This is a genomic window from Roseococcus thiosulfatophilus (assembly GCF_017311575.1).
In the GTDB taxonomy this organism is placed as follows: domain Bacteria; phylum Pseudomonadota; class Alphaproteobacteria; order Acetobacterales; family Acetobacteraceae; genus Roseococcus; species Roseococcus thiosulfatophilus.
Map to the genome: position 1 here is coordinate 1 of NZ_JAFFQY010000021.1, position 20,712 is coordinate 20,712.

Sequence of the window (20,712 nt, forward strand, 5' to 3'; positions counted from 1 at the left end):
AAGTGTCGGCCGCGCTGAAAACGGCCTCTTACCGGGGTTCTTGAGGTCCGTACTAAATCGGCCAAGTCAGGAGGTGGGGAGAGAAATGGCCTCCGGAGAGCGATTTCCTGCCGTCGCCGCCCCAGGCCGGTCAACAGGTCTGCCCCGCAAACCCCAGGAAACCTGCCACTCAGAGCCGTGCCCGGCCAACCGGAGAGCGGGACGCCCAAGGAAACTGGCGGACAGGGTGGGATTCGAACCCACGATAGGCTTTTGACCTATACGCACTTTCCAGGCGCGCGCCTTCGACCGCTCGGCCACCTGTCCCGCTGGGCGCCCTCCATACGCGCGGCGCGCCCCCTTCGCAAGAAGGCCTCGCTCAAGGGCTCCGCTCAATCCCCGCGCAGCGCCGCCCCCGCCGCCAGGGGCGCCAGCGGGGCCGCCAGCGCCAGGATCGCGGCCTCCAGCAGCAGGTAGGGCCTGGCCTCCAGCCCGCTCGCCGCCGCCTCGATGGCGGCCGCGCCGAAGATCACGGCGGGGATGGCCAAGGGAAGCACCAGCAGCGGCAGCAGCACCCCGCCCCGCCGCGCGCCCAGCGTCAGCGCCGCCCCCGCCGCGCCGAAGACCGACAGGATGGCCGAGGCGAGACCCAGGGACAGCATCGCCACCCCCCAGGCCTCGATGGGCAGGTTGAGGAAGGCGGCCGCCACGGGCGTCGCCAGCACCAGGGGAATGCCGGTGGTGCACCAATGCCCCAGCGCCTTGGCTGCCGCGATGGCGGCCGGGTGCAGGCCGGAGAGCAGGAGCTGGTCCAGCGAGCCATCCTCCGCCTCCGCCCCGAAGAGCCGGTCCAGGGGCAGCAGCGCCGCCAGCAGGGCCGAGGCCAGCAAGGCCCCCGGCGCCAGCCGCGCCAGCAATTCGGGCGAGGGCCCCACGCCAAACGGGAAAAGCGCGGCCACCAGCACGAAGAACAGCACGGCCGAAAGCGTGTCGGCCGGGTGCCGCAAGGCCAGGCGCAATTCGCGGCCGACGAGAGCCCTCACAGCCGCAGCTCCCGCGCATCCGGCAGGGGCAGGGGCAGGTGGGTGGCCGCGATCACCATGCCCCCCCGCGCCCGGTGCGCCGCCAGCAGCGGCCCCAGCCGCGCCACGGAATCCGTATCCAGCCCCACCGTCGGCTCATCGAGCAGCCACAGCCCGCAGGGCGCCAGCGCCAGCCGCGCCAAGGCGAGCCGCCGCTTCTGGCCGGAGGACAAGACCCGCGCCGGCAGGTCGGCCAGCGGCAGCAAATCCAGCGCCGCCAGCGCGGCGGGCACGTCCCCGCCATGCAGTCGTGCGTAGAAGGCCAGGTTCTCGGCCGCGCTCAGTGCCGGCTTCAGCGCGTCCTGGTGGCCCAGGTAGCGCAGCCGGGCGCCATGGGTGACGCGGTCGGCCAGGGCGTCCTCGTTGTTCCACAGCAGCTTGCCCTCGGCCGCGGGCAGCAGGCCCGCCAGCACGCGCAGCAGGGTGGATTTGCCCGCGCCGTTGGCACCGGTCAGCAAAAGCGCCTCGCCAGGCGCCAGCGTGAAGGAGATTTCCGCGAAAACGAGGCGTTCCGCGCGCCAGCAGGCCAAATCTTGCGCGGTGAACAGGGCCGCCTCCATGGACCCGCGCAGAAGGCCATGCTTAAACGCGCGGCGCAAGAGTTGTTGGGGAAGCTGGCCAATGCGCATGATCGGGCATGACAGCCTCCAGACCGGACGCGAACTCCGGGTGGATGGCAAGACCTACAAGTATTTCAGCCTGCCGGAAGCGGCGGCCAAGATCGGCGACATCGCGCGCCTGCCCTATTCTCTGAAGGTGCTGCTGGAGAACATCCTGCGCTTCGAGAATGGCCGCTCCTACACGGTGGAGGACGCGAAGTCCCTCGCCGGCTGGCTGGCCAATGGCGGCAGCTCCACCAAGGAAGTGCCCTTCCGCCCCGCCCGCATCCTGCTGCAGGACTTCACGGGCGTGCCCGCGGTGGTGGACCTCGCCGCGATGCGCGACGCGCTGGCCAAGCTGGGCGGCGATCCGCGCAAGGTGAACCCGCTGGTTCCCGTGGACCTCGTCATTGACCACTCGGTCATGGTGGACGTCTCCGGCACGGCCAATGCCCTGCAGAAGAACGTGGACATCGAGTTCGAGCGCAATGGCGAACGCTACGAGTTCCTGCGCTGGGGCCAGGAGGCGTTCAACAATTTCCGCGTGGTGCCGCCGGGCGCGGGCATCTGCCACCAGGTGAACCTGGAATACCTGGGCCAGGTGGTCTGGACCGCGACCGATGCGGGCGACACCTATGTCTACCCCGACAGCTGCTACGGCACCGACAGCCACACCACCATGATCAACGGGTTGGGCGTGCTGGGCTGGGGCGTGGGCGGCATCGAGGCCGAGGCCGCCATGCTCGGCCAGCCCATCGCCATGCTGATCCCAGACGTGATCGGCTTCAAGCTGACCGGCAAGCTGAAGGAAGGCGTCACCGCCACCGACATGGTGCTGACCGTCACGCAGATGCTCCGCAAGAAGGGCGTGGTCGGCAAGTTCGTCGAGTTCTTCGGCCCCGGCCTTGGCAACATGCCGCTGGCCGACCGCGCGACCATCGCCAACATGGCCCCGGAATACGGCGCCACCTGCGGCTTCTTCCCGGTGGACGAGATCACGCTGGGCTACCTGAAGCTCTCCGGCCGCGACGAGCACCGCGTGAACCTGGTGCGCGAATACTGCAAGGCCCAGGGCATGTGGCGCGACGAGACCTCGCCCGACCCGGTCTTCACCGACACGCTGGAGCTGGATCTCGGCACGGTCGAGCCCTCGCTCGCCGGCCCGAAGCGCCCGCAGGACCGCGTGGCCCTGGGTTCAGTGGCGTCCTCCTTCGCCAAGGATCTGGCCGCCGGCAATATGGGCGTGCCGGGGGATGAGGCGAACAAGCGCGTGCCGGTGGAGGGGTCCAATTTCGACCTCGGCCATGGCGATGTCGTGATCGCGGCCATCACTTCCTGCACCAACACCTCCAACCCCTATGTGCTGGTGGCGGCGGGCCTCGTCGCGCGCAAGGCGCGGGCGAAGGGGCTGCGGCCGAAGGCCTGGGTGAAGACCTCGCTGGCGCCGGGCTCCCAGGTGGTGACGGACTACCTGAACGCCTCCGGCCTGACCGAGGATCTGGACGCCATGGGCTTCCAGACGGTCGGCTATGGCTGCACCACCTGCATCGGCAACTCCGGCCCGCTGCCGGACGCGATGGTGGACGCCATCGAGGGCAACAAGCTGGTCGTGGCCGGCGTGCTCTCGGGCAACCGCAACTTCGAGGGCCGGGTCCACGCCAATGTCCGCGCGAACTACCTGGCCTCGCCCCCGCTGGTGGTGGCCTATTCGCTGGCCGGCAGCGTGAAGCTCGACCTGACGAAGGAGCCGATCGGCACCGGCAGCGACGGCAAGCCCGTGATGCTGGCCGACATCTGGCCGAGCCAGGAGGAGGTCGAGGGCATCGTCCACTCCGTGCTGACGCGGCAGATGTTCATGGACCGCTACAAGGACGTGTTCAACGGCACGACCCAGTGGCGCGCCATCAAGGTGGATGCGGGCAGCGACACCTACCGCTGGAACTCCGGCTCCACCTATGTGCAGAACCCGCCCTATTTCGAGGGCATGACCATGGAGGTGAAGCCGCTCGCCTCCGTGAAGGGCGCGCGCATCCTGGGCCTGCTGGGCGACAGCATCACGACGGACCACATCTCGCCCGCCGGCAACATCCGCAAGGTGAGCCCGGCCGGCGAGTACCTGATGGAGCATCAGGTCCGTCAGGCGGATTTCAACAGCTACGGCGCCCGCCGCGGCAACCACCAGGTCATGATGCGGGGCACCTTCGCCAATATCCGCATCAAGAACGAGATGGTGCCGGGCATCGAGGGCGGCATCTCCAAGCACTACCCCTCGGGCGAGACGGCGCCGATCTATGACGTCGCCATGCGCTACAAGAATGAGGGCGTGCCGCTGGTGGTGTTCGGCGGCAAGGAATACGGCACGGGTTCCTCGCGCGACTGGGCGGCCAAGGGCACCTTCCTGCTGGGCGTGAAGGCCGTGATCGCCGAGAGCTTCGAGCGCATCCATCGCTCGAACCTGGTGGGCATGGGCGTGCTGCCGCTGGTGTTCAAGGAAGGCGAGAACCGCCAGACCCTGGGCCTGACCGGCGACGAGACGGTGGACATCCTGGGCGTCGAGGAACTCAAGCCCCGGATGATGATGCCCATCATCATTACCCGCGCCGACGGCAGCCAGGTGAAGACCGAGGTGCAGTGCCGCGTGGATACGGCCGATGAGGTGGAATACTACCGCAATGGCGGCATCCTCCACTACGTGCTGCGCGGCATGGCGGCCTGACGCCATGACAGGCCCGGGGGCGGCACCCCGCCCCCGGACCTGGCGGCCCGGCATGTTGGCCCACCCCGGTGCGGGGGCGGAGCCGGCGGCCGACTATTTCAGCTCGGGCTCCGGGCGGCCGTAATAGGGAGGGGGCGGGGCCTGGGGCGTGGTGACCACGCCCGTGGCCACGCCCACCGCGCCCCCGGTGATGGCGCCGATGGCGGCGCCGCGGCCACCGCCGATCATCCCGCCCAGCAGTGCGCCGGCGCCAGCCCCGATCAGGCCGCCGCCCGCGGCGCGCTGCCCGGGATCATTGGGATTGGTGCAGCCGCCCGCGGCGAGCGCGGCGGCGAGGGCAAGGGGCAGGGCAAGGCGGCGCATTCGTGGCGGCTCCTCTGGTGTGACCGAGGCAGCCTACCACGAACGCGCCGTTGATTCACCGGTAGTAGCCGCGGCGCGGGCGCTGCGGCGTGGTGATGACGCCCGTGGCGGCGCCGACCGCACCGCCCGTGATGGCGCCGATGGCGGCACCGCTGCCGCCGCCGGCCATGCCGCCCAGCAGGGCGCCGGCGCCGGCGCCGATCAGGCCGCCACCTGCGGCGCGCTGGCCTTCGCTGTAGGGGTTGGTGCACCCGGCGGTGGCCAGGGCGGCCACCAGGGCGGCGGCCAGGGTGAATTGACGGGTCATGGCGTCACTCCTTGTTCAACGTCTTCCCGCTCTGGTTGCACCAGGAAGGCGGCGGGAAAATGGGGGCGGTCGTCACTTTGCCGCCAGCATTCAACCATCTGGGGTTGGGTTGGTTGCGGGGAAGAGGCAAGCCTGGCGCTTGAGGGCGAATGCGGTCGCGACGCGGCGGGCGCCGCCCATGCAACCGCGCGACAGGCGCCACAGCCGCGCGGCGAAAGCCATGCGCGCCGTGCGGCAGGCACGCCTCCGGCGTGACGCGCGCGCCCGGCGTGTGAGGGCGAAACATCCGAGCATCCGGCCGCACAGCGGCCGGCGCCGCCCGCGTAACCGCCTGGCAAGCAGCACAGCCGCGCGGCGAAAGCCAAGCGGCCGGAGGCCGCGCCCGGCGCCTGAGGGCAAAAATCAGGTATTCATCGCGTCGAAGAAGTCCTGGTTGGTCTTGCTGTACTTCAGCTTGTCCTGCAGGAACTCCATCGCGTCCTGCGTGCCCATGGGGTTCAGGATACGGCGCAGCACCCACATCTTGGCCAGCGTGCCGCGGTCCACCAGCAGCTCTTCCTTGCGGGTGCCGGACTTGGTGATGTCGATGGCGGGGAAGACGCGCTTGTCGGAGAGCTTGCGGTCCAGCACGATTTCGCTGTTACCGGTGCCCTTGAACTCCTCGAAGATCACCTCGTCCATACGGCTGCCGGTGTCGATCAGCGCGGTGGCGATGATGGTCAGCGAACCGCCTTCCTCGATGTTGCGCGCGGCACCAAAGAAGCGCTTGGGGCGTTGCAGCGCGTTGGCGTCCACGCCGCCCGTCAGCACCTTGCCCGAGGAGGGCACGACGCTGTTGTAGGCGCGGCCCAGGCGGGTGATCGAATCCAGCAGGATGACCACGTCGCGCTTGTGCTCGACCAGGCGCTTGGCCTTCTCCAGCACCATTTCCGTCACCTGCACGTGGCGGGTGGCCGGTTCGTCGAAGGTGCTGGCCACCACCTCGCCGCGCACGGTGCGGGCCATGTCGGTCACTTCCTCCGGCCGCTCGTCAATGAGCAGCACCATGAGGAAGACCTCGGGGTTGTTGGCCGTGATGGACTTGGCGATGGTCTGCAGCATCATCGTCTTGCCGGTGCGCGGCGGGGCGACGATCAGGGCGCGCTGGCCCATGCCGATGGGCGAGATGAGGTCAATGACGCGGTGCGTCATGTCCTTCATCGGGCCCTTGTTCTTGGGGTCCGCCTCCATCTCGGCGTTTTCCATTTGCAGGCGCCGGGTGGGGTAGAGGGGGGTGAGGTTGTCGAAGTTGATCCGGTGGCGCAGCGCCTCGGGCGGTTCGAAATTCACCGAATTGATCTTCAGCATGGCGAAATAGCGTTCGCCATCCTTGGGGGCCCGGATCTGGCCTTCCACCGTATCGCCCGTGCGCAGGCCGAAGCGGCGCACCTGGGCGGGGGAGACGTAGATGTCATCCGGGCCAGGCAGGAAGTTGGCCTGCGGGCTGCGCAGGTATCCGAAGCCGTCGGGCAGGATTTCCAGCGTGCCCTCGCCGTAGATCGCCTGGTCATTGTCCGCCAGGGTCTTGAGGATGGCGAACATCATGTCCTGCTTGCGCAGGGAGGAGGCGTTCTCGACCTGGACTTCCTCAGCGAAGGCGAGGAGTTCGGGCGGCGTCTTGGCCTTGAGTTCGGAAAGATGCATGGCGGGGACGTGTTCCGCGGGTGTTGGCGCGACGCCTCTCGGGGGCGGGGTCCGGCCGGGCCGGCGGGGGAGACATCTGCGCGGAGGAAGGGCCGGGGGCCTCGCGGGCGCGCCGGTGACTTGACAGTTAGGGGCGGCCGCGCCGCCCGTCAACAAGGCCGATCAAAACGGCTTCACGATCACCATGAGGACGATGACGATCATCAGCACGGTCGGCACCTCGTTCATGATGCGCCAGTGGCGCTGGGGGAACAGGCGCTCGTCGCGCTCGAAGGCCTTGCGGTGCTTGGCCAGGTACATGTGGAACCAGGTCATCGCCAGCACCGAGGCCAGCTTCAGGTGCCACCAGCCCTCGGTCCAGGAGACGGCGCCGGGCGTCAGCACCAGGATGACGCCGAACAGCCAGGTCGCGATCATGGCGGGGTTCATGATGGCGCGCAGCAGCAGGCGTTCCATCTTCTTGAAGCGCTCATGCTCCCGCCCCGCGCCGGGCTCGATCTCGGAGTGATAGACGTAGAGGCGCGGCAGGTAGAACAGCCCCGCCATCCAGGCCATCACGGCCATCAGGTGCAGGGATTTCACCCAGAGATAACCGGGCGCCAGCGCGTCTATGGTCATGCGCGCATATGAACGGGAAGGCGCGGCAGCGACAAGCTACGCCTCCTGCGGCGCCCGCGCGCGCCAATCCGCCAGGACGGATTCCAGCGTCTGCTCGATGGCGAATTCCGGCGCCCAGCCCAGCAGGTCCCGCGCCGCGCGGGGGTTGCCGCTGGCGCTGGGCACGTCGGTGGGGCGCAGCAGGCCGGGGCTGGTGCGGATCTCGATGGGGCGCGTGGCCCGCGCCCGCAGCGCCTCCAGCAAATCCGCGATGCGCTGGGGGTGGCCGGTGGCGAGGTTGAAGGCCGCCCCGTTCGGCAGGGCGTCGAACCGGTCCAGCGCCAGGGCATAGGCGCGGCAGACGTCGCGCACGTCCAGCATGTCCCGCCAGCGGTCCAGGGCGCCCACCTCCATGACGGGGGGCTGCAAGCCGGCCTCGATGCGCGCCACCTGGCGGGCGAAGGCGGGCAGGACGAAGGCCGGCGCCTGGCCCGGCCCGCTGTGGTTGAAGGGACGCAGGCGCAAGGCACGCAGGCCCCGCAGCGCGGCCTCTCCCACCGCCAGGTCCGCGGCCGCCTTGGATGCGGCATAGGGGTTGGCCGGGCGCATCGGCGCGTCCTCGTCCAGCGGCAATCCGCCCTGGAAGGAGAGGCCATAGACCTCGGCCGTGGACGCGAAGACGCAGCGGCATTCCGGCAGGGCCACGCGCACCGCCTCGGCCAGCCGCAGCGTGTGGCCGAGATTGACCTCCCACACCGCCAGCGGGTCCTGGAAGGAACCTCCCACGGAGGAGAGGGCCGCCAGATGCACCAGCCCCTCCGGCCGCAGGGCGGTCAGCGCCGACCGCAGCGCGGCCGAGTCCTCGAGGGGCAGGTCCACCGCCTCGTCCCAGCCGGAGAGGGCCGCGCCATGCCGCGCCCCCAGCAGCCGGGCCGCCGGAAAGCAGGCCCGCAGCACGGGCAGCAGGTGGCGGCCCACGAAACCGGAGGCCCCCGTGACGAGGATGCGCTTCATCCCTGGTGGATAGCAGGATTCCAGGCGCCATGCACCGCTGGCCTTCCGGGGCCGGCGGGATTACACGGGCGCCCATGGACGCCACCTCCGCCCCGCGCCGCGCCGAGATCGCCCGCCGCACCTCCGAGACCGACATCCGCGCCAGTCTGGTGCTGGACGGGCAGGGGCAGGCCGAGATCACCACCGGCGTGGGCTTCCTGGACCACATGCTGGTGGCGTTGGCGCGCCATGGCCTGCTGGACCTGACGCTGCAGGCCGATGGCGACCTGCACATTGATTTCCACCACACCACCGAGGATTGCGGCATCGTCCTGGGCCAGGCCATCCGGCAGGCGCTGGGTGACAAGCGCGGCATCCGCCGCTTCGGCCATGCCCTGGTGCCGATGGACGAGGCGCTGGCCGAATGCGCCATTGATATCTCGGGCCGGCCATTCCTCGCCTGGAGCGTCACCTTCGCGCGCGACAAGGTGGGCGCGATGGACACGGAACTCTTCGAGGAATTCTTCCGCGCCCTGGTGATGAATGCGGGCCTGACGGTCCACATCACCCAGAAGGCCGGCACCAACGCGCACCATGTGGCGGAGGCCTGCTTCAAGGCCTTCGCCCGCGCCCTTCGCATGGCCGTCGAGACGGATCCGCGCGCGCCCGCCGCCATCCCTTCCACCAAGGGCTCGCTGGAGGGGTGATGCGCGTCTGGACCGTTCATCTTCCGCCTGGGGCCGCCGCCGGCTCCGTCCCCAGCACCGCCAAGCCGGGCAAGGCACCCTTGCTGCTGCGCGAGGGCTGGTCCTTCTGGGCCTTGATCTTCGGCCCCCTCTGGCTGCTGCGGCATGGCTGCTGGGCGCTGGGGCTGGCCTCGCTCGCCGTGGTGCTGGGCGCCTCGCTGCTGCCCGCGCCCTGGGACATCGCCGTGGTGGCGGCGCTACACATGGCGCTGTGCCTGCACGGGCAGGATGCGCGGCGCTGGACGCTGGCGCGGCGCGGCTGGAAGCTCGTGCATGTGGTGGCGGGACGGGATGAGGAGGGCGCGACCTTCCGCCTGCTCCACGCCGAACCGCGCCTCGCGCGGCTCTTCGCCGGGGAGGCCGCATGAAGACCGTGGCGCTGATAGACCCGGGCTCGGGCAACCTCGCCTCGGTGCGGCGGGCGCTCGAACGCGCGGCCGATGCCCCCATGCAGGTGGTGCTGGTGCAGGAGGCCGCGGCGCTGCGCGGGGCCGATGCCATCGTGCTGCCCGGCCAGGGCGCCTTCGCCGCCTGCCGCGCGGGGCTGGACGCGCTGGAGGGCATGGTCAGCGCGCTCTACGAACATGTGCTGCGGCGCGGCACGCCCTTCCTGGGCGTCTGTGTCGGCCTGCAATTGCTGGCCGAGCGCGGGCTGGAGCATGGCACCACCCCCGGCCTGGCCTGGCTGCCGGGCGAGGTGGCGGCGATGGACCCGCGCGCCCCCGATGGCGCCCCGCTGCCCCTGCCGCAGATGGGCTGGAACGGGCTGGACTTCACGCCCGGCATCCATCCCTTCCTGGAGGGCATCGAGCCCGGCGACCGCGCCTATTTCGTGCATTCCTACGCCTGGCAGGGTGCCGAGCCGGCGCAGCTTCTCGCCACCACCGATTATGGCGGGCCGGTGCCGGCCATCCTCGGCCGCGACAACATCGTCGGCACGCAGTTCCACGTGGAGAAGAGCGGCCCGGTGGGGCTGCGGATGCTGTCCAACTTCCTGAACTGGTCGCCATGAGTGCCGTGCGCGAGATGAGCGTCGAGCGGGTGGAGGTGCTGGAGCCGCACGACATGGCGGACCTCTGCGACGCCACCAACGCGGCCATCGTGGATGGCGGCGGCTTCGGCTGGCTGGAGGCGCAGAGCCGGTCCTCCCTGGAACGCCATTTCGGTGGCATCCTGCTCATCCCAGACCGGGAATTCTTCGTCGCCCGGCTGGATGGCGAGGTGGTGGGCAGCGCCCAGCTCATCCGCCCGCCGCGGCACAACGAGGCGCAGGCCTTCACCGCGCAGCTGGCCCACGCCTTCATCGCCCCCTATGCGCGCGGCTTCGGCCTGGCGCGGATGCTGGTGCGGCGGGTGGAGCAGCGGGCGGCGACGCTCGGTTTGCGCGTCATCAACCTCGATGTCCGGGCCACCCAGGAAAGCGCCATCGCGCTGTTCGAGGGGCTGGGCTACACGCGCTGGGGCACACATCCGGCCTATGCGCGGGCCCATGGGCAGACCATTCCGGGCTATTACTACTACCGCATCCTCGAAGTGCCGGGCGGGCGCAGCACCGCGGCCGCGCTGGGACATATCGCATGAGCAGCTTCACCCTCTACCCGGCCATTGACCTCAAGGGCGGCGAGGTGGTGCGCCTCAAGCGCGGCGACATGAACGAGGCCACCGTCTATGCCGCCGACCCCGGCGTGCAGGCCCGCGCCTTCATGGACCAGGGCTTCCGCTGGCTGCATGTGGTGGACCTCGACGGCGCCTTCGCGGGCAAGCCCGCCAATGCCGAGGCGGTGGCGCGCATCCTGGCCGCCGCCCCCGGCATGCCCCTGCAGCTGGGCGGCGGCATCCGCAACATGCCCACCATCGAGGCTTGGCTGGCGGGCGGCGTCACGCGCGTGATCCTGGGCTCGGTCGCCGTGAAGAACCCCGCTTTGGTGCGCGAGGCCTGCCGCGCCTTCCCGGGGCGCGTCGCCGTGGGCATCGATGCGCGCGGCGGCATGGTGGCGACCGAGGGCTGGGCCGAGACCAGCACCCTCTCCGCGCGCGACCTGGCGCTGCACCTGGAGGATGCCGGGGCGGCGGCCATCATCTACACGGACATTGACCGGGACGGCATGCTGTCCGGCGTGAACCTCGACGCCACGCGGGCGCTGGCGCGGGCGCTGGAGACGCCCGTCATCGCCTCGGGCGGCGTGGCCTCCATCGAGGATGTGCGGGCGCTGAAGGCCGCGGAAGAGGATGGCATCGCGGGCGCCATCCTGGGTCGTTCGCTCTATGAGGGGCGGATCGAGGCGGGGCCGGCGCTCGAGCTGGCGGCGGCGTGATCCGCCGCGCGGGGCCGGATGACCTCGCTTCCCTGCTGGCGCTCTATCGCCACCTCCATCCCGATGAGGCGCCGCCCCCGGCGGAGGCCGCCTCCGCCGCCTGGACGGCGCTGCTGGCCTCACCCCTGATGCACCCCGTGGTGGCGGAGGCCGGGGGAGCGCTGGTGGCGGGCTGCGTCCTCTCGCTCATTCCCAACCTGACGCGCGGCGCACGGCCCTTCGGCGTGATCGAGAACGTCGTCACCCACCCGGCGCATCGTCGCCAGGGGCTGGGGCGGGCGGTGCTGCGCCATGCGCTGGACATCGCCTGGGCCGCGGGCAGCTACAAGGTGATGCTGGCCACCGGCTCCCGGCGCGAGGAAACCCTGCATTTCTACGAGGCGGCAGGCTTCGCGCGCGGCGGCAAGACCTATTTCGAGGCCAGGCGGGCCTGAACACGGCGCTTTCGAAACCATCGCTTGACCGGGGGCCGAAAAGAAAACATTCACCTCGCCCCAGGGTGATCCGGCGCCCTGGATGACCGGGACATTCATCCATCGTGCTCGCGCTGCGCATCATCCCCTGCCTGGACGTCAAGGAAGGCCGCGTCGTGAAGGGCGTGAACTTCGTCTCGCTGCGCGACGCGGGTGATCCCGTCGAGCAGGCCCGCGCCTATGACGCGCAGGGGGCGGACGAGGTCACCTTCCTCGACATCGGCGCCACGCATGAGAACCGCGACACCATGCTGGACGTGGTCTTGCGCACGGCGGCCGAGGTGTTCATTCCCCTCACCGTGGGCGGGGGCGTCCGCAGCGTGGAGGATATCCGCCGCCTGCTGCTGGCCGGCGCGGACAAGGCCAGCATCAACTCCGCCGCCGTGGCCGAGCCCGAGCTGGTGCGCCGCGCCGCCGAGGCCTTCGGCAGCCAGTGCATCGTGGTCGCGGTGGATGCGAAGCGCGTGGCGGACGGCCGCTGGGAGGTCTTCACCCATGGCGGCCGGCGCGAGACGGGCATTGACGCCGTTTCCTGGGCCGAGCGCATGGCGCAACTCGGCGCGGGTGAAATTCTTTTGACCTCCATGGACCGCGACGGCACCAAGCAGGGCTTCGACGTGGAATTGCTGCGCCAGGTCACGTCGCGGGTGCGGGTGCCGGTGGTGGCCTCGGGCGGTGTGGGTTCCTTAAGCCATTTCGCGGAAGGTGCGGCGGCGGGGGCCACCGGCCTGCTGGCCGCCAGCGTCTTCCATGATGGCGTCTATAAGATCAGCGAAGCGAAGGATGCGCTGGAGGCCGCGGGCTGGCCCGTGCGCCGCCTGCGGGAGATGGCGTGATGGCGAAGTCCGTGAAGCCCAAGGCCGCGCCCAAGGTGAAGGCAAAGACGAAGCCCAAGGCGAAGCTGCCCCTGCCCAAGGACGTGCCGGCCAAGAAGACCCGCCTGTCCAAGGCCGTGCTGGCGGCCGAGCGCGCGCATCTGGTCACCTACACCCCGCCCGAAGATGGCGATGCGCGGGTGCTGGACCGGCTCTGGGCCACCATCGAGAGCCGCCGCGTCTCGGGCGACAGCACGCTGTCCCACTCCGCCCGGCTGCTGGCGCGCGGCACGCCCAAGGTGGCGCAGAAGCTGGGCGAGGAGGCGGTGGAGCTGGTCATCGAGGCCGTGGCCCATAACAACTCCGCCATCGTGAGCGAGAGCGCGGATCTGCTCTACCACCTCATGCTGCTGCTGGTGGATGCTGGCATCCGCCCCGACGAGGTGTGGTCCGAGCTGCGCCGGCGCGAGGGCATCTCAGGCATCGTCGAAAAGGCCTCCCGCCCCCGGCCCAAGGCGCTGCTGGCCATCGCGCAGACCACGAAGCTGCCGTGAGCGGCACGGCGGCGCGCTACCGCCGCTTCGCCGTGGGCGAGGCGGCCGGGCGCTCGCCGCTCTATGAGGCGCTGGCGCTGGGCGTGGCCGGGGATGCGGACATCCTGGCCTTCCTCGACACCCTGCCGGAGCCGCGGCGCCAACCGAACCTGCTCTTCGCCGCCTTCCGGCACCTGCATGGCGTGCCGGCGGGATGGGATGCCTTTCGCGCCGCGCTGCTGGCGGCACCCGCCCCGCAGCGGGCCGCGATGCTGGCCCGCACCACCCAGACCAATGAACCGGGGCGCTGCGCCGTGCTGCTGCCCTTCCTGGCCGCGCTGCCGCAGCCGCTCTCGCTGATCGAGGTGGGCGCCTCGGCCGGGCTCTGCCTGCTGCCGGACCGCTATGGCTACGACTATGGCGGGGCCAGGCTGGGCGCGGGGCCGCCCGTGCTGCCCTGCGCGCTGCAGGGCATGGCGCCGCCCGTGGCGCTGCCGCGCATCGCCTGGCGCGCGGGGCTTGACCTGAACCCGCTCGACCCCGCCTCGCCCGAGGATGCCGCCTGGCTGCGAACGCTGGTCTGGCCGGAGCAGCGGGGCCGGGCCGAAAGGCTGGACACCGCCCTGGCGCTGGCGGCCGCGGACCCGCCCCGCCTGGTGGCGGGCGACCTGCGGCGGGACCTGGCGGCGCTGGCCGCCGAGGCGCCCGCCGGCACCACCCGCGTCATCTTCCACACCGCCGTGCTGGCCTATCTGCCGGACCCCGCCGACCGCGCCGCCTTCATGCGCGATGTGCGCGACCTCTGCGACGTCTGGATCGCCAATGAGGCGCCGGGCGTGCTGCCCGGCCTCGCCCCGCCCGGCCCCCCGCCCGCCGCCGGGCGCTTCCTGCTGACGGTGAATGGCGCGCCCCGGGCCTGGACCGACCCGCACGGGGCTGCCATGGAGGCCATCCCCGACCCGTCCTGAAGGAGAGCCCGCCATGCCCGTCTCCGGCCTGCCGCCCTATGACCCGCAGAACGTCTTCGCCCGCATCCTGCGCGGCGAACTGCCCAGCAAGCGCGTGCACGAGGACGAATTCGCCCTCGCCTTCCACGACATCGCCCCCCAGGCGCCGCTGCATGTGCTGGTGATCCCGAAGGGCGCCTATGTCAGCGCCGCCGACTTCCACGCGACCGCCCCCGAGGCCGAGATCGCGGGCTTCTGGCGCGCCGTGGCGAAGGTGGCGAAGGACCTCGGCCTGGAGCAGCCCGGCTACCGCCTGCTGGCCAATGTCGGCCATGACGCGGGGCAGGAGGTGCCGCATTTCCATGTGCATCTCTTCGCCGGCAAGCCGCTCGGGCGGATGCTGGGCTGACACCCCGGCCCGGTCTATGCTGGGCCGATGAGTGCGAACCCCCAGGACGAGGCCCGTGCCGCGCTGGACGCGGTCGGCCAGCTTCCGGACGACGAGATCGACATCGGCGCCGCCGCGCTGCAATTCGCGCGCATTGATGCGCCCGAGGCCGATTGGCGCGCGGCCGGCGCCCTGCTCTCCGACCTGGCGCGCCAGGCGGTGGAGGCCGCCACCGCCGATGCCCGCGCCGATGCCGGCGATGTCGAGGCGCGCCGCGCCACACTGGCCCGGCTGCTGCATGGCGACTGGGCCTTCGCGGGCGACGCCGCCACCTATGACGACCCGCGCAACGCCAACCTGATCCATGTGCTGGAACGCCGGCGCGGGTTGCCCGTCGCACTCGGCATCCTGTGGCTGCATGTGGCGGATGCCGCGGGCTGGGCCGCGCATGGCGTGGACTTTCCGGGCCATTTCCTGGTGGCGCTGGGCAGCGCCCGAGGTCCCGCCCTGCTGGATGTGTTCGGCGGCGGCGTGGCGCTGGGCGCGCCGGAGCTGCGCGCGCTGATCAAGGCCGTGGAAGGCCCCAAGGCGGAGCTGCGCCCAGGCCTCGTCGTGCCCATGACGCGCCGCGCCGTGCTGCTGCGCCTGCAGAACAACATCAAGCTGCGGCGCCTGCGCGCGGGCCACCTGGAGGCCGCGCTCACCTGCACGCGTGACATGCTGCGCATCGCGCCCGACCACGCGGCGTTGTGGCGCGAGGCAGGGCTGATGGAGCAGCGGCTGGACCGCATCGGCGCCGCCCTGGCCAGCCTGGACCGCTCGCTGGAACTCGAGCCCGAGGGCGAGGCCGCGAGCCGCATCCGTGGCCTGGTCGAGGAACTCCGCAACCGCCTGAACTGAAAGGCCCGCCATGCCCGCCCCGGAAGTGCAGATCGACGTGGAGGCGGAAACGGGCATCTGGCGCACCGATGGCCTGCCCATGGTCTACACGCCCCGCCTGTTCCTGGTGAACATGCAGCGGGCCATGGAGGAGGCGATGGGCGAGGGGGCGGTGCGCGACATGCTCTATCGCTCCAGCGAGAGGTCGGCCGTGCAGTGGTGCCGCCACCAGGCCGCCGAGCAGGGGCTGGGTGGGGAGGAGGTGCTGCGCCACTACATCCGCCGCATGTCCCAGCGCGGCTTCGGCCAGGTGGAGCTGGCGGCGCTGGACGTGGCGGCGGGCACGGGCACCCTCCTCGTCCGCCACTCCGCCTTCGCGCTGGGCTATGGGCCGGAGACGGGCCGCGCCGTCTGCCACATCTTCACCGGCAGCTTCGCGGGCGGCATGCGCCATGTGCTGGAGGCGGCGGGCGTGGCGGGGGAGCCGGTCTGCGAGGAGGTGGAATGCGCGGCTGCCGGTGCCTCGCTCTGCCGGTTCGAGCTGCGCCTCGCGGCGATGGCGGAGGCGCCACCGATCGGATAAGTTTTCTGTAACCCGGATGTCGGAGATTGCGACGCCATGGCCCCTATCCTCTCCATTGGCCGCGTCGCGCTGGGTTTGCTGCTGCTCATCCTCGCCGCCGCCCTTCCCGCCGCGGCCCAGCCCGCCGACCGCCTCACGGAGATCCGGGCGCGCGGCGCGCTCGATGTCTGCATCTGGCCGGAATACTTCGCCATCTCCTGGCGCAACCCGCGCACGGGGGCGCTGGAGGGCCTCGACATTGACATGGCCCGCGCGCTGGCCGCGCGGCTCGGCGTTGAGGCGCGCTTCGTGGAGACCAGCTTCGCGGCCTTCATGGACCGGATCGAGGGCGGGCAGTGCGACATCGCGATGATGGCGGTGGGCATCACCGAGGCGCGCGCGCGGCGGGTGGATTTCAGCGAGCCCTACCTGGCCAGCCCCATCTACGCCGTCACCACGCGCACCCACCCCGCCATCCGCGCCTGGGCCGACATTGACCAGGCCGGCCATGTGGTCGCCGTCGCCGCCGGCACGGTGATGGAGCCCGTGATGCGCGAGAGCCTGCGCCAGGCTACCCTGCTGGTCGTGCCGCCGCCCCGCACGCGCGAGGCCGAGGTGCAGTCCGGCCGCGCCGACGTCTTCATGAGCGACTATCCCTACACGCGCCGCACCCTCGCCGCCCATGCCTGGGCGCAGGTGATCGCGCCGCCCGGCCGCTTCGGCGAGACGCGCTATGGCTGGGCCCTGCCCCAGGGGCAGCCCGCCTGGCGGGCCGAGGTGAACGCCTTCCTCGCCGCCATCCGGGCCGATGGCACATTGGCCGCCGCCGCCGCGCGACATGACCTGACACCGATCCTGATCCGCCCCTGATGCCGCCGCGCGCCCGGCCCTTCGTGGTGCTGCTGGGCTTGGGGCTGGGGTTGGCGGCCGCGCTGCTGCTGGTCTTCCTGCTGCAAAGCCATCGCGGCACCCAGCGCGCCACCGAGCAGGCCGAGCAGCTGACCCAGGCCCTGGCCCTCAGCCTCGCGGACCAGATGGCCCGCACCATCGAGCCCGCCGAAATCCTGCTGGCGGATATCCTGGCGCGCCACGGCGCCGGCCTCTCGCAGCGCCTCGCCCCGGCCATGGGCGAGCTGGCGCGCGACATGCCGCAGCTGCGTGCCCTGCTGGTGACGGACCCCAATGGCCGCGTCACCGAGGCCAATGTGGCGGGCCTGGCGGGCCGCGAATTGGGCGGCCGCGCCTGGTTCCTGGCCTTGCGGACGCGGCCGGGCAACACCCTCTTCCTCGCCCCGCCCGAGCCGGGGCGGCTGCTGGACGGCGGGGCGCCGCCCTGGCCCGCGCGCTGGACCCTGCCGGTGGCCCAGCCGCTGCGCGACGCCGAGGGGCGCTTCGCCGGGGCGGCGGTGGCGCTGCTCAACGCCGAATACGCGACCGCGCTGGCCAAGCGCCAGGCCGAGGCGCTGAACGTCCTCATCCGCCTCTACACCTTCCAGGGGGTGATGGTGGCGCGCGGCGACGCGACGCTCTCCGGCATCGGCGAGGCCCATCCCGCCGCCTGGCCCTTCGCCCGCTATCTGCCGCGGCAGGAGCTGGGCACCCATACCGGCCCCGACGGCTTCGGGGACCAGGTTTCGGCCGGTTTCGCGGTGACGTCCCAGCTTCCCCTCGTGGTGGAGGTGGCGCAGCGCCGCGAGGTGGCACTGGCCGGGGTGCGCGATCAGGACATGGTCTTCCTGGGCGCCATCGCCGCCGTCACGCTGCTGGCGCTGACGGCGGTGCTGGTGCTGTGGCGCCAGGGCAGGCGCCTCGCGGCCAGCGAACGCGCGGCCCGCGCGGCGAGCGAGGCCAAGCAGGAATTCCTGGCCTCCATGAGCCATGAGATCCGCACGCCCGTCTCCGGCGTCATCGGCCTGTCGGAGCTGATGATGGAGACGCCGCTTTCGCCCATGCAGCGCCGCTATGCCGAGACGATCAACGGCTCCGCCGCGCATCTGCTCACGCTGCTGAACGACATCCTGGACTTCTCGAAGCTAGAGGCCGGCGCCGCCACGCCGGAAGCCGTGCCCTTCCGGCTGGAGGAGCAGCTGGGCGTCATCGTGGAGCTCTTCGCCGCGCCCGCCGCCGCCAAGGGGGTGGAGCTGGTCTGCCTGCCCGCCCCCGGCCTGCCCGACCGCGTGCAGGGGGACCCGGCGCGGTTCCGGCAGATCCTGTTCAACCTGGTGGGCAACGCGGTGAAGTTCACCGAGACCGGGTGGATCCGCCTCGCCATCGCGGCGACGCCGCTGCCGGGGAACCGCTGCCATTTGGTCTGCACCGTCAGCGACACGGGCATCGGCATAGACCCCGCGCGCATCCCGGCGCTGTTCGACCGCTTCAGCCAGGCCGATGCCTCCATCCGCCGGCGCTATGGCGGGACGGGCCTGGGGCTGGCCATCTCGCTGCGGCTGGCGGAGCTGCTGGGTGGCACCATCGAGGCGGCGCCGCGCCCCGGGGCGCCGCGCCCCGGCGGGGGCAGCGTGTTCCGCCTGCTGCTGGACCTGCCCGTGTTGCCCGGCGAGGCGCCGCCCTGCCCCTTGGCGGGGCGGCGCGCGCTGGTCATCGAACCCTCGGCCTTGCAGCGCCAGGCGCTGGCCATGCAGCTCGAGGGGCTCGGGCTGGCCGCGGTGACGGCGGCGACGGTGGAGGAGGGGCTGGCCTTCGGCGGCAAGGGTTTCGACCTCGTGATCCTGGGCGCCGGCCCGGGGGAGGTCGCGCCGGCCCAGTGCCTGCGCGCGGCGCTGGGCGAGGGCACGCCCCTGATCCGCTTCGGCCAGGCCGAGCCCGCCGCCCCGCCCTCGCCCCCGGGCCTGTTCCAGTCCGTCCTGCTGAAGCCCGCGCTGCCGGCGCGGCTGCGCGAAGCGCTGGCCCAGGCCTTCCGGCGCGAAGCCGCGGTGGCACCCCAGGCGCCCGCCGTCCCGCCGCCCGGGCGGGCGCTGCGCGTGCTGCTGGCCGAGGACAACCCGGTGAACCAGTTCGTGATGAGCCGCATCCTGGAGGCGGCGGGCGTGAGCGTGGAGGTGGCGGCGGACGGCCAGGCCGCCGTGCGCCAGGCCGCGCTGCGTCGCTTCGACGCCATCATCATGGACATGCAGATGCCCGAGATGGACGGGCTGGCCGCCACCCGCGCCATCCGCGCCGGGGGCGGGCCCAATGCCGCGGTGACCATCATCGGCCTGACGGCCGCGGTGGGCCCGGAATATGCCCGCCAATGCGAGGAGGCGGGCATGACCGCCTACATGACCAAGCCCCCCGACCGCGCGGCGCTGCTGAAGCTGCTTGGACTTTGACCGGACTCTACAGCTGCTCCTCCACCGGCAGGCGGCGCACCACGGCGGCGGTGGCGCGGCGCCAGAAGCCCGCCATCGGCTCGCGCCGCCACAGCCTGCCGTCATTCTCGCGCCAGCCCAGCCGGCCATCTTCCCACACCACCTGCCAGCTCCGGCTGGATTGGGCGAGGCGCGCATGTTCCGCCGCCACCTCGCTGGCCACGCCGCGGTGGCGCACGAAGGCGCCCATCTCGGTGTTCAGCGCGGCCGAGCGCGGATCGAGGTTGAAGGAGCCGACGAAGGCCAGCACCCCATCCACCACGAAGGCCTTGGTGTGCAGCGAGGCCCCGCGCGAGCCGAGCAGCGAGGCGCGTTCCTCGCTGGGCGTGGGCTTCAGCTCGAACAGCGTCACCCCGGCGTCGAGCAGCGCGCGGCGGTACTTTGCGTATCCGCCATGCACGGCCACCACATCCGTCGCGGCGAGTGAATTGGTCACGACCGAGACGCGCACGCCGCGCGCGCGCAAATCCCGCAGCAAGGCGAGGCCCGCGCGGCCCGGCACGAAATAGGGCGAGATGAGCAGCGCCTCCTCCCGCGCCACGCGCAGCGCATCCGCGATCTCGGCCGCGATGCCGCCGGCGGCGCGGGCCCGCTTGCGCGCGCGCAGCCCACGCCGCGCCTTGTCGGGCGGGTCGGAGACGACCTGGATGCAGCGGGCCTCCACCTCGGTCAGGCCCAGCCAGCGCGGCATCAGCGTGGCGGGCGGCACGAGCGGCGTGGCGGCCTCATGCCGCGCCGTCGCGCGCGCGAGTTCGCGCCGCAGGGCCGGCAGGCTGCGGGGCAGGGCGGCGGTGGTGGTGACCTTGGCGGCGGGGCGGGAGAGGTTGCTGTTCCAGTATCGGTTGAACACCGCGGTCGCCTGGGACGCCGCCTCGCCCATGATGGCGATGTCGAGGTCACGGAAGGCCACCGCCCCTTCCTCCACCTGGTCGAAATACTCATCGCCGATGTTGCGGCCGCCCACGATGGCCAGCCGCCCATCCATGATCCAGTTCTTGTTGTGCATGCGGCGGTTCAGGTGCCAGCCGCCGAAGGCCATCTCCAGCAGCAGGCCGAGGCGCCCGAAGCGGCGCCAGCGCGTGGCGTTGAACAGCCGCACCGCGATGTTGGGGTGCGCGTCCAGCGCGCCCAGCACGCGTTCGCGCCCCAGCGCATAGACATCATCCAGCAGCAGCCGCACCACCACGCCGCGATCGGCCGCGGCGAGGATCTCGGCGGCGAGAAGCTGCCCCGTCACATCGCCGCGCCACATGTAGTATTGCAGGTCGAGCGTGTGGCGCGCCGCGCGGGCGCTGTCGGCGCGGATGTGGAAGGCGGTGGCGGCGTCCGGCAGCAGGGCCACGCCGTCAGCGGTGAGGGGCCCATTT

Annotated in this window: 23 protein-coding genes and 1 tRNA gene; 15 read left to right on the forward strand and 9 right to left on the reverse strand. The window is 71.6% G+C overall.

Features of this window, described 5'->3' with window-relative positions:
- Positions 1–215: 215 nt before the first annotated feature.
- From JTN19_RS09050 to ccmA, 3 genes are all read right to left on the reverse strand, one after another.
- Positions 216–306: transfer RNA gene (locus JTN19_RS09050), tRNA-Ser, on the reverse strand.
- Positions 307–371: 65 nt separating this feature from the next.
- The gene (gene ccmB, locus JTN19_RS09055) at positions 372–1,022 is read right to left on the reverse strand and encodes a heme exporter protein CcmB (RefSeq protein ID WP_206931598.1); all 651 of its coding nucleotides are present in this window, start codon (positions 1,020–1,022) and stop codon (positions 372–374) included.
- Entirely contained in the window at positions 1,019–1,690 is a 672-nt protein-coding gene (gene ccmA, locus JTN19_RS09060) for a heme ABC exporter ATP-binding protein CcmA (RefSeq protein ID WP_456315795.1), read from the reverse strand. The genes ccmB and ccmA overlap by 4 nt, the downstream gene beginning before the upstream one ends.
- Here ccmA and acnA point away from each other — a divergent pair.
- The gene (gene acnA / locus JTN19_RS09065) at positions 1,683–4,376 is read left to right on the forward strand and encodes an aconitate hydratase AcnA (RefSeq protein WP_206931600.1); all 2,694 of its coding nucleotides are present in this window, start codon (positions 1,683–1,685) and stop codon (positions 4,374–4,376) included. The two genes, ccmA and acnA, sit on opposite strands and share 8 nt — an antisense overlap.
- A 93-nt stretch (positions 4,377–4,469) precedes the next feature.
- Here the strand turns inward: acnA and JTN19_RS09070 are convergent, their stop codons facing one another.
- The 5 genes from JTN19_RS09070 to JTN19_RS09090 form a co-directional block, all read right to left on the reverse strand.
- The gene (locus JTN19_RS09070) at positions 4,470–4,739 is read right to left on the reverse strand and encodes a YMGG-like glycine zipper-containing protein (protein WP_206931602.1); all 270 of its coding nucleotides are present in this window, start codon (positions 4,737–4,739) and stop codon (positions 4,470–4,472) included.
- 55 nt (positions 4,740–4,794) lie between these two features.
- Positions 4,795–5,046, reverse strand: a complete 252-nt coding sequence (locus JTN19_RS09075; protein ID WP_206931604.1) for a hypothetical protein — start codon at positions 5,044–5,046, stop codon at positions 4,795–4,797.
- Positions 5,047–5,448: 402 nt separating this feature from the next.
- Positions 5,449–6,729: a transcription termination factor Rho gene (gene rho / locus JTN19_RS09080; protein WP_206931614.1), complete on the reverse strand. Its 1,281-nt coding sequence runs from the start codon at positions 6,727–6,729 to the stop codon at positions 5,449–5,451.
- Between the two features lie 162 nt (positions 6,730–6,891).
- Positions 6,892–7,347, reverse strand: a complete 456-nt coding sequence (gene hemJ, locus JTN19_RS09085; protein WP_206931616.1) for a protoporphyrinogen oxidase HemJ — start codon at positions 7,345–7,347, stop codon at positions 6,892–6,894.
- A 36-nt stretch (positions 7,348–7,383) separates the two neighbouring features.
- Positions 7,384–8,340 carry a GDP-mannose 4,6-dehydratase gene (locus JTN19_RS09090; protein WP_206931618.1) on the reverse strand — a complete coding sequence of 319 codons (957 nt, stop codon included), beginning with the start codon at positions 8,338–8,340 and terminating at the stop codon, positions 7,384–7,386.
- A gap of 74 nt (positions 8,341–8,414) precedes the next feature.
- On the opposite strand from JTN19_RS09090, the gene hisB reads away from it, so the two are divergent.
- The 14 genes from hisB (at position 8,415) to JTN19_RS09160 (ending at position 19,306) form a co-directional block, all read left to right on the forward strand.
- The gene (hisB, locus tag JTN19_RS09095; protein ID WP_206931620.1) at positions 8,415–9,026 is read left to right on the forward strand and encodes an imidazoleglycerol-phosphate dehydratase HisB; all 612 of its coding nucleotides are present in this window, start codon (positions 8,415–8,417) and stop codon (positions 9,024–9,026) included.
- Complete coding sequence (locus JTN19_RS09100; RefSeq protein WP_206931622.1) at positions 9,026–9,433, forward strand: DUF2628 domain-containing protein; 408 nt, start codon at positions 9,026–9,028, stop codon at positions 9,431–9,433. The genes hisB and JTN19_RS09100 overlap by 1 nt, the downstream gene beginning before the upstream one ends.
- Complete coding sequence (hisH, locus tag JTN19_RS09105) at positions 9,430–10,077, forward strand: imidazole glycerol phosphate synthase subunit HisH (RefSeq protein ID WP_206931624.1); 648 nt, start codon at positions 9,430–9,432, stop codon at positions 10,075–10,077. The genes JTN19_RS09100 and hisH overlap by 4 nt, the downstream gene beginning before the upstream one ends.
- On the forward strand, positions 10,074–10,646 hold the full coding sequence (locus tag JTN19_RS09110; RefSeq protein ID WP_242531010.1) for a GNAT family N-acetyltransferase: 573 nt from the start codon (positions 10,074–10,076) through the stop codon (positions 10,644–10,646). Before hisH ends, JTN19_RS09110 begins: the two co-directional genes overlap by 4 nt.
- Positions 10,643–11,380 (forward strand): 1-(5-phosphoribosyl)-5-[(5-phosphoribosylamino)methylideneamino]imidazole-4-carboxamide isomerase, encoded by a 738-nt coding sequence (hisA, locus tag JTN19_RS09115; protein WP_206931626.1) that lies wholly within the window; start codon positions 10,643–10,645, stop codon positions 11,378–11,380. Before JTN19_RS09110 ends, hisA begins: the two co-directional genes overlap by 4 nt.
- Entirely contained in the window at positions 11,377–11,814 is a 438-nt protein-coding gene (locus JTN19_RS09120) for a GNAT family N-acetyltransferase (protein ID WP_206931628.1), read from the forward strand. Before hisA ends, JTN19_RS09120 begins: the two co-directional genes overlap by 4 nt.
- Before the next feature lie 104 nt (positions 11,815–11,918).
- Positions 11,919–12,689, forward strand: a complete 771-nt coding sequence (gene hisF / locus JTN19_RS09125) for an imidazole glycerol phosphate synthase subunit HisF (RefSeq protein ID WP_206931630.1) — start codon at positions 11,919–11,921, stop codon at positions 12,687–12,689.
- The gene (locus JTN19_RS09130; RefSeq protein WP_206931631.1) at positions 12,689–13,222 is read left to right on the forward strand and encodes a phosphoribosyl-ATP diphosphatase; all 534 of its coding nucleotides are present in this window, start codon (positions 12,689–12,691) and stop codon (positions 13,220–13,222) included. Before hisF ends, JTN19_RS09130 begins: the two co-directional genes overlap by 1 nt.
- A complete protein-coding gene (locus JTN19_RS09135) occupies positions 13,219–14,169 on the forward strand; it encodes a DUF2332 family protein (RefSeq protein WP_206931632.1) in 951 nt (316 codons plus the stop codon). Before JTN19_RS09130 ends, JTN19_RS09135 begins: the two co-directional genes overlap by 4 nt.
- Before the next feature lie 13 nt (positions 14,170–14,182).
- Positions 14,183–14,557 carry a histidine triad nucleotide-binding protein gene (locus JTN19_RS09140; RefSeq protein ID WP_206931633.1) on the forward strand — a complete coding sequence of 125 codons (375 nt, stop codon included), beginning with the start codon at positions 14,183–14,185 and terminating at the stop codon, positions 14,555–14,557.
- Positions 14,558–14,584: 27 nt separating this feature from the next.
- Positions 14,585–15,436: a SirB1 family protein gene (locus JTN19_RS09145; protein WP_206931634.1), complete on the forward strand. Its 852-nt coding sequence runs from the start codon at positions 14,585–14,587 to the stop codon at positions 15,434–15,436.
- 10 nt (positions 15,437–15,446) lie between these two features.
- On the forward strand, positions 15,447–15,998 hold the full coding sequence (locus JTN19_RS09150; protein WP_206931635.1) for a DUF5943 domain-containing protein: 552 nt from the start codon (positions 15,447–15,449) through the stop codon (positions 15,996–15,998).
- Between the two features lie 36 nt (positions 15,999–16,034).
- Positions 16,035–16,847 carry a substrate-binding periplasmic protein gene (locus JTN19_RS09155; protein WP_206931636.1) on the forward strand — a complete coding sequence of 271 codons (813 nt, stop codon included), beginning with the start codon at positions 16,035–16,037 and terminating at the stop codon, positions 16,845–16,847.
- Complete coding sequence (locus JTN19_RS09160; protein ID WP_206931639.1) at positions 16,847–19,306, forward strand: hybrid sensor histidine kinase/response regulator; 2,460 nt, start codon at positions 16,847–16,849, stop codon at positions 19,304–19,306. The genes JTN19_RS09155 and JTN19_RS09160 overlap by 1 nt, the downstream gene beginning before the upstream one ends.
- Before the next feature lie 7 nt (positions 19,307–19,313).
- On the opposite strand, the gene JTN19_RS09165 is transcribed toward JTN19_RS09160, so the two are convergent.
- Entirely contained in the window at positions 19,314–20,687 is a 1,374-nt protein-coding gene (locus JTN19_RS09165) for a phospholipase D-like domain-containing protein (RefSeq protein WP_206931640.1), read from the reverse strand.
- Positions 20,688–20,712: the final 25 nt, after the last annotated feature.

Coding starts and splice junctions, on each gene's coding strand:
- JTN19_RS09150 (WP_206931635.1), top strand. CDS start 15,447: ATGCCCGCCCCGGAAGTGCAGATCGACGTGGAGGCGGAAACGGGCATC.
- JTN19_RS09160 (WP_206931639.1), top strand. CDS start 16,847: ATGCCGCCGCGCGCCCGGCCCTTCGTGGTGCTGCTGGGCTTGGGGCTG.
- JTN19_RS09130 (WP_206931631.1), top strand. CDS start 12,689: ATGGCGAAGTCCGTGAAGCCCAAGGCCGCGCCCAAGGTGAAGGCAAAG.
- JTN19_RS09155 (WP_206931636.1), top strand. CDS start 16,035: ATGGCCCCTATCCTCTCCATTGGCCGCGTCGCGCTGGGTTTGCTGCTG.
- ccmA (WP_456315795.1), bottom strand. CDS start 1,690: ATGCGCATTGGCCAGCTTCCCCAACAACTCTTGCGCCGCGCGTTTAAG.
- JTN19_RS09075 (WP_206931604.1), bottom strand. CDS start 5,046: ATGACCCGTCAATTCACCCTGGCCGCCGCCCTGGTGGCCGCCCTGGCC.
- JTN19_RS09090 (WP_206931618.1), bottom strand. CDS start 8,340: ATGAAGCGCATCCTCGTCACGGGGGCCTCCGGTTTCGTGGGCCGCCAC.
- JTN19_RS09145 (WP_206931634.1), top strand. CDS start 14,585: ATGAGTGCGAACCCCCAGGACGAGGCCCGTGCCGCGCTGGACGCGGTC.
- JTN19_RS09140 (WP_206931633.1), top strand. CDS start 14,183: ATGCCCGTCTCCGGCCTGCCGCCCTATGACCCGCAGAACGTCTTCGCC.
- rho (WP_206931614.1), bottom strand. CDS start 6,729: ATGCATCTTTCCGAACTCAAGGCCAAGACGCCGCCCGAACTCCTCGCC.
- hisH (WP_206931624.1), top strand. CDS start 9,430: ATGAAGACCGTGGCGCTGATAGACCCGGGCTCGGGCAACCTCGCCTCG.
- JTN19_RS09110 (WP_242531010.1), top strand. CDS start 10,074: ATGAGTGCCGTGCGCGAGATGAGCGTCGAGCGGGTGGAGGTGCTGGAG.
- hisB (WP_206931620.1), top strand. CDS start 8,415: ATGGACGCCACCTCCGCCCCGCGCCGCGCCGAGATCGCCCGCCGCACC.
- hemJ (WP_206931616.1), bottom strand. CDS start 7,347: ATGACCATAGACGCGCTGGCGCCCGGTTATCTCTGGGTGAAATCCCTG.
- JTN19_RS09100 (WP_206931622.1), top strand. CDS start 9,026: ATGCGCGTCTGGACCGTTCATCTTCCGCCTGGGGCCGCCGCCGGCTCC.
- acnA (WP_206931600.1), top strand. CDS start 1,683: ATGCGCATGATCGGGCATGACAGCCTCCAGACCGGACGCGAACTCCGG.
- JTN19_RS09070 (WP_206931602.1), bottom strand. CDS start 4,739: ATGCGCCGCCTTGCCCTGCCCCTTGCCCTCGCCGCCGCGCTCGCCGCG.
- hisA (WP_206931626.1), top strand. CDS start 10,643: ATGAGCAGCTTCACCCTCTACCCGGCCATTGACCTCAAGGGCGGCGAG.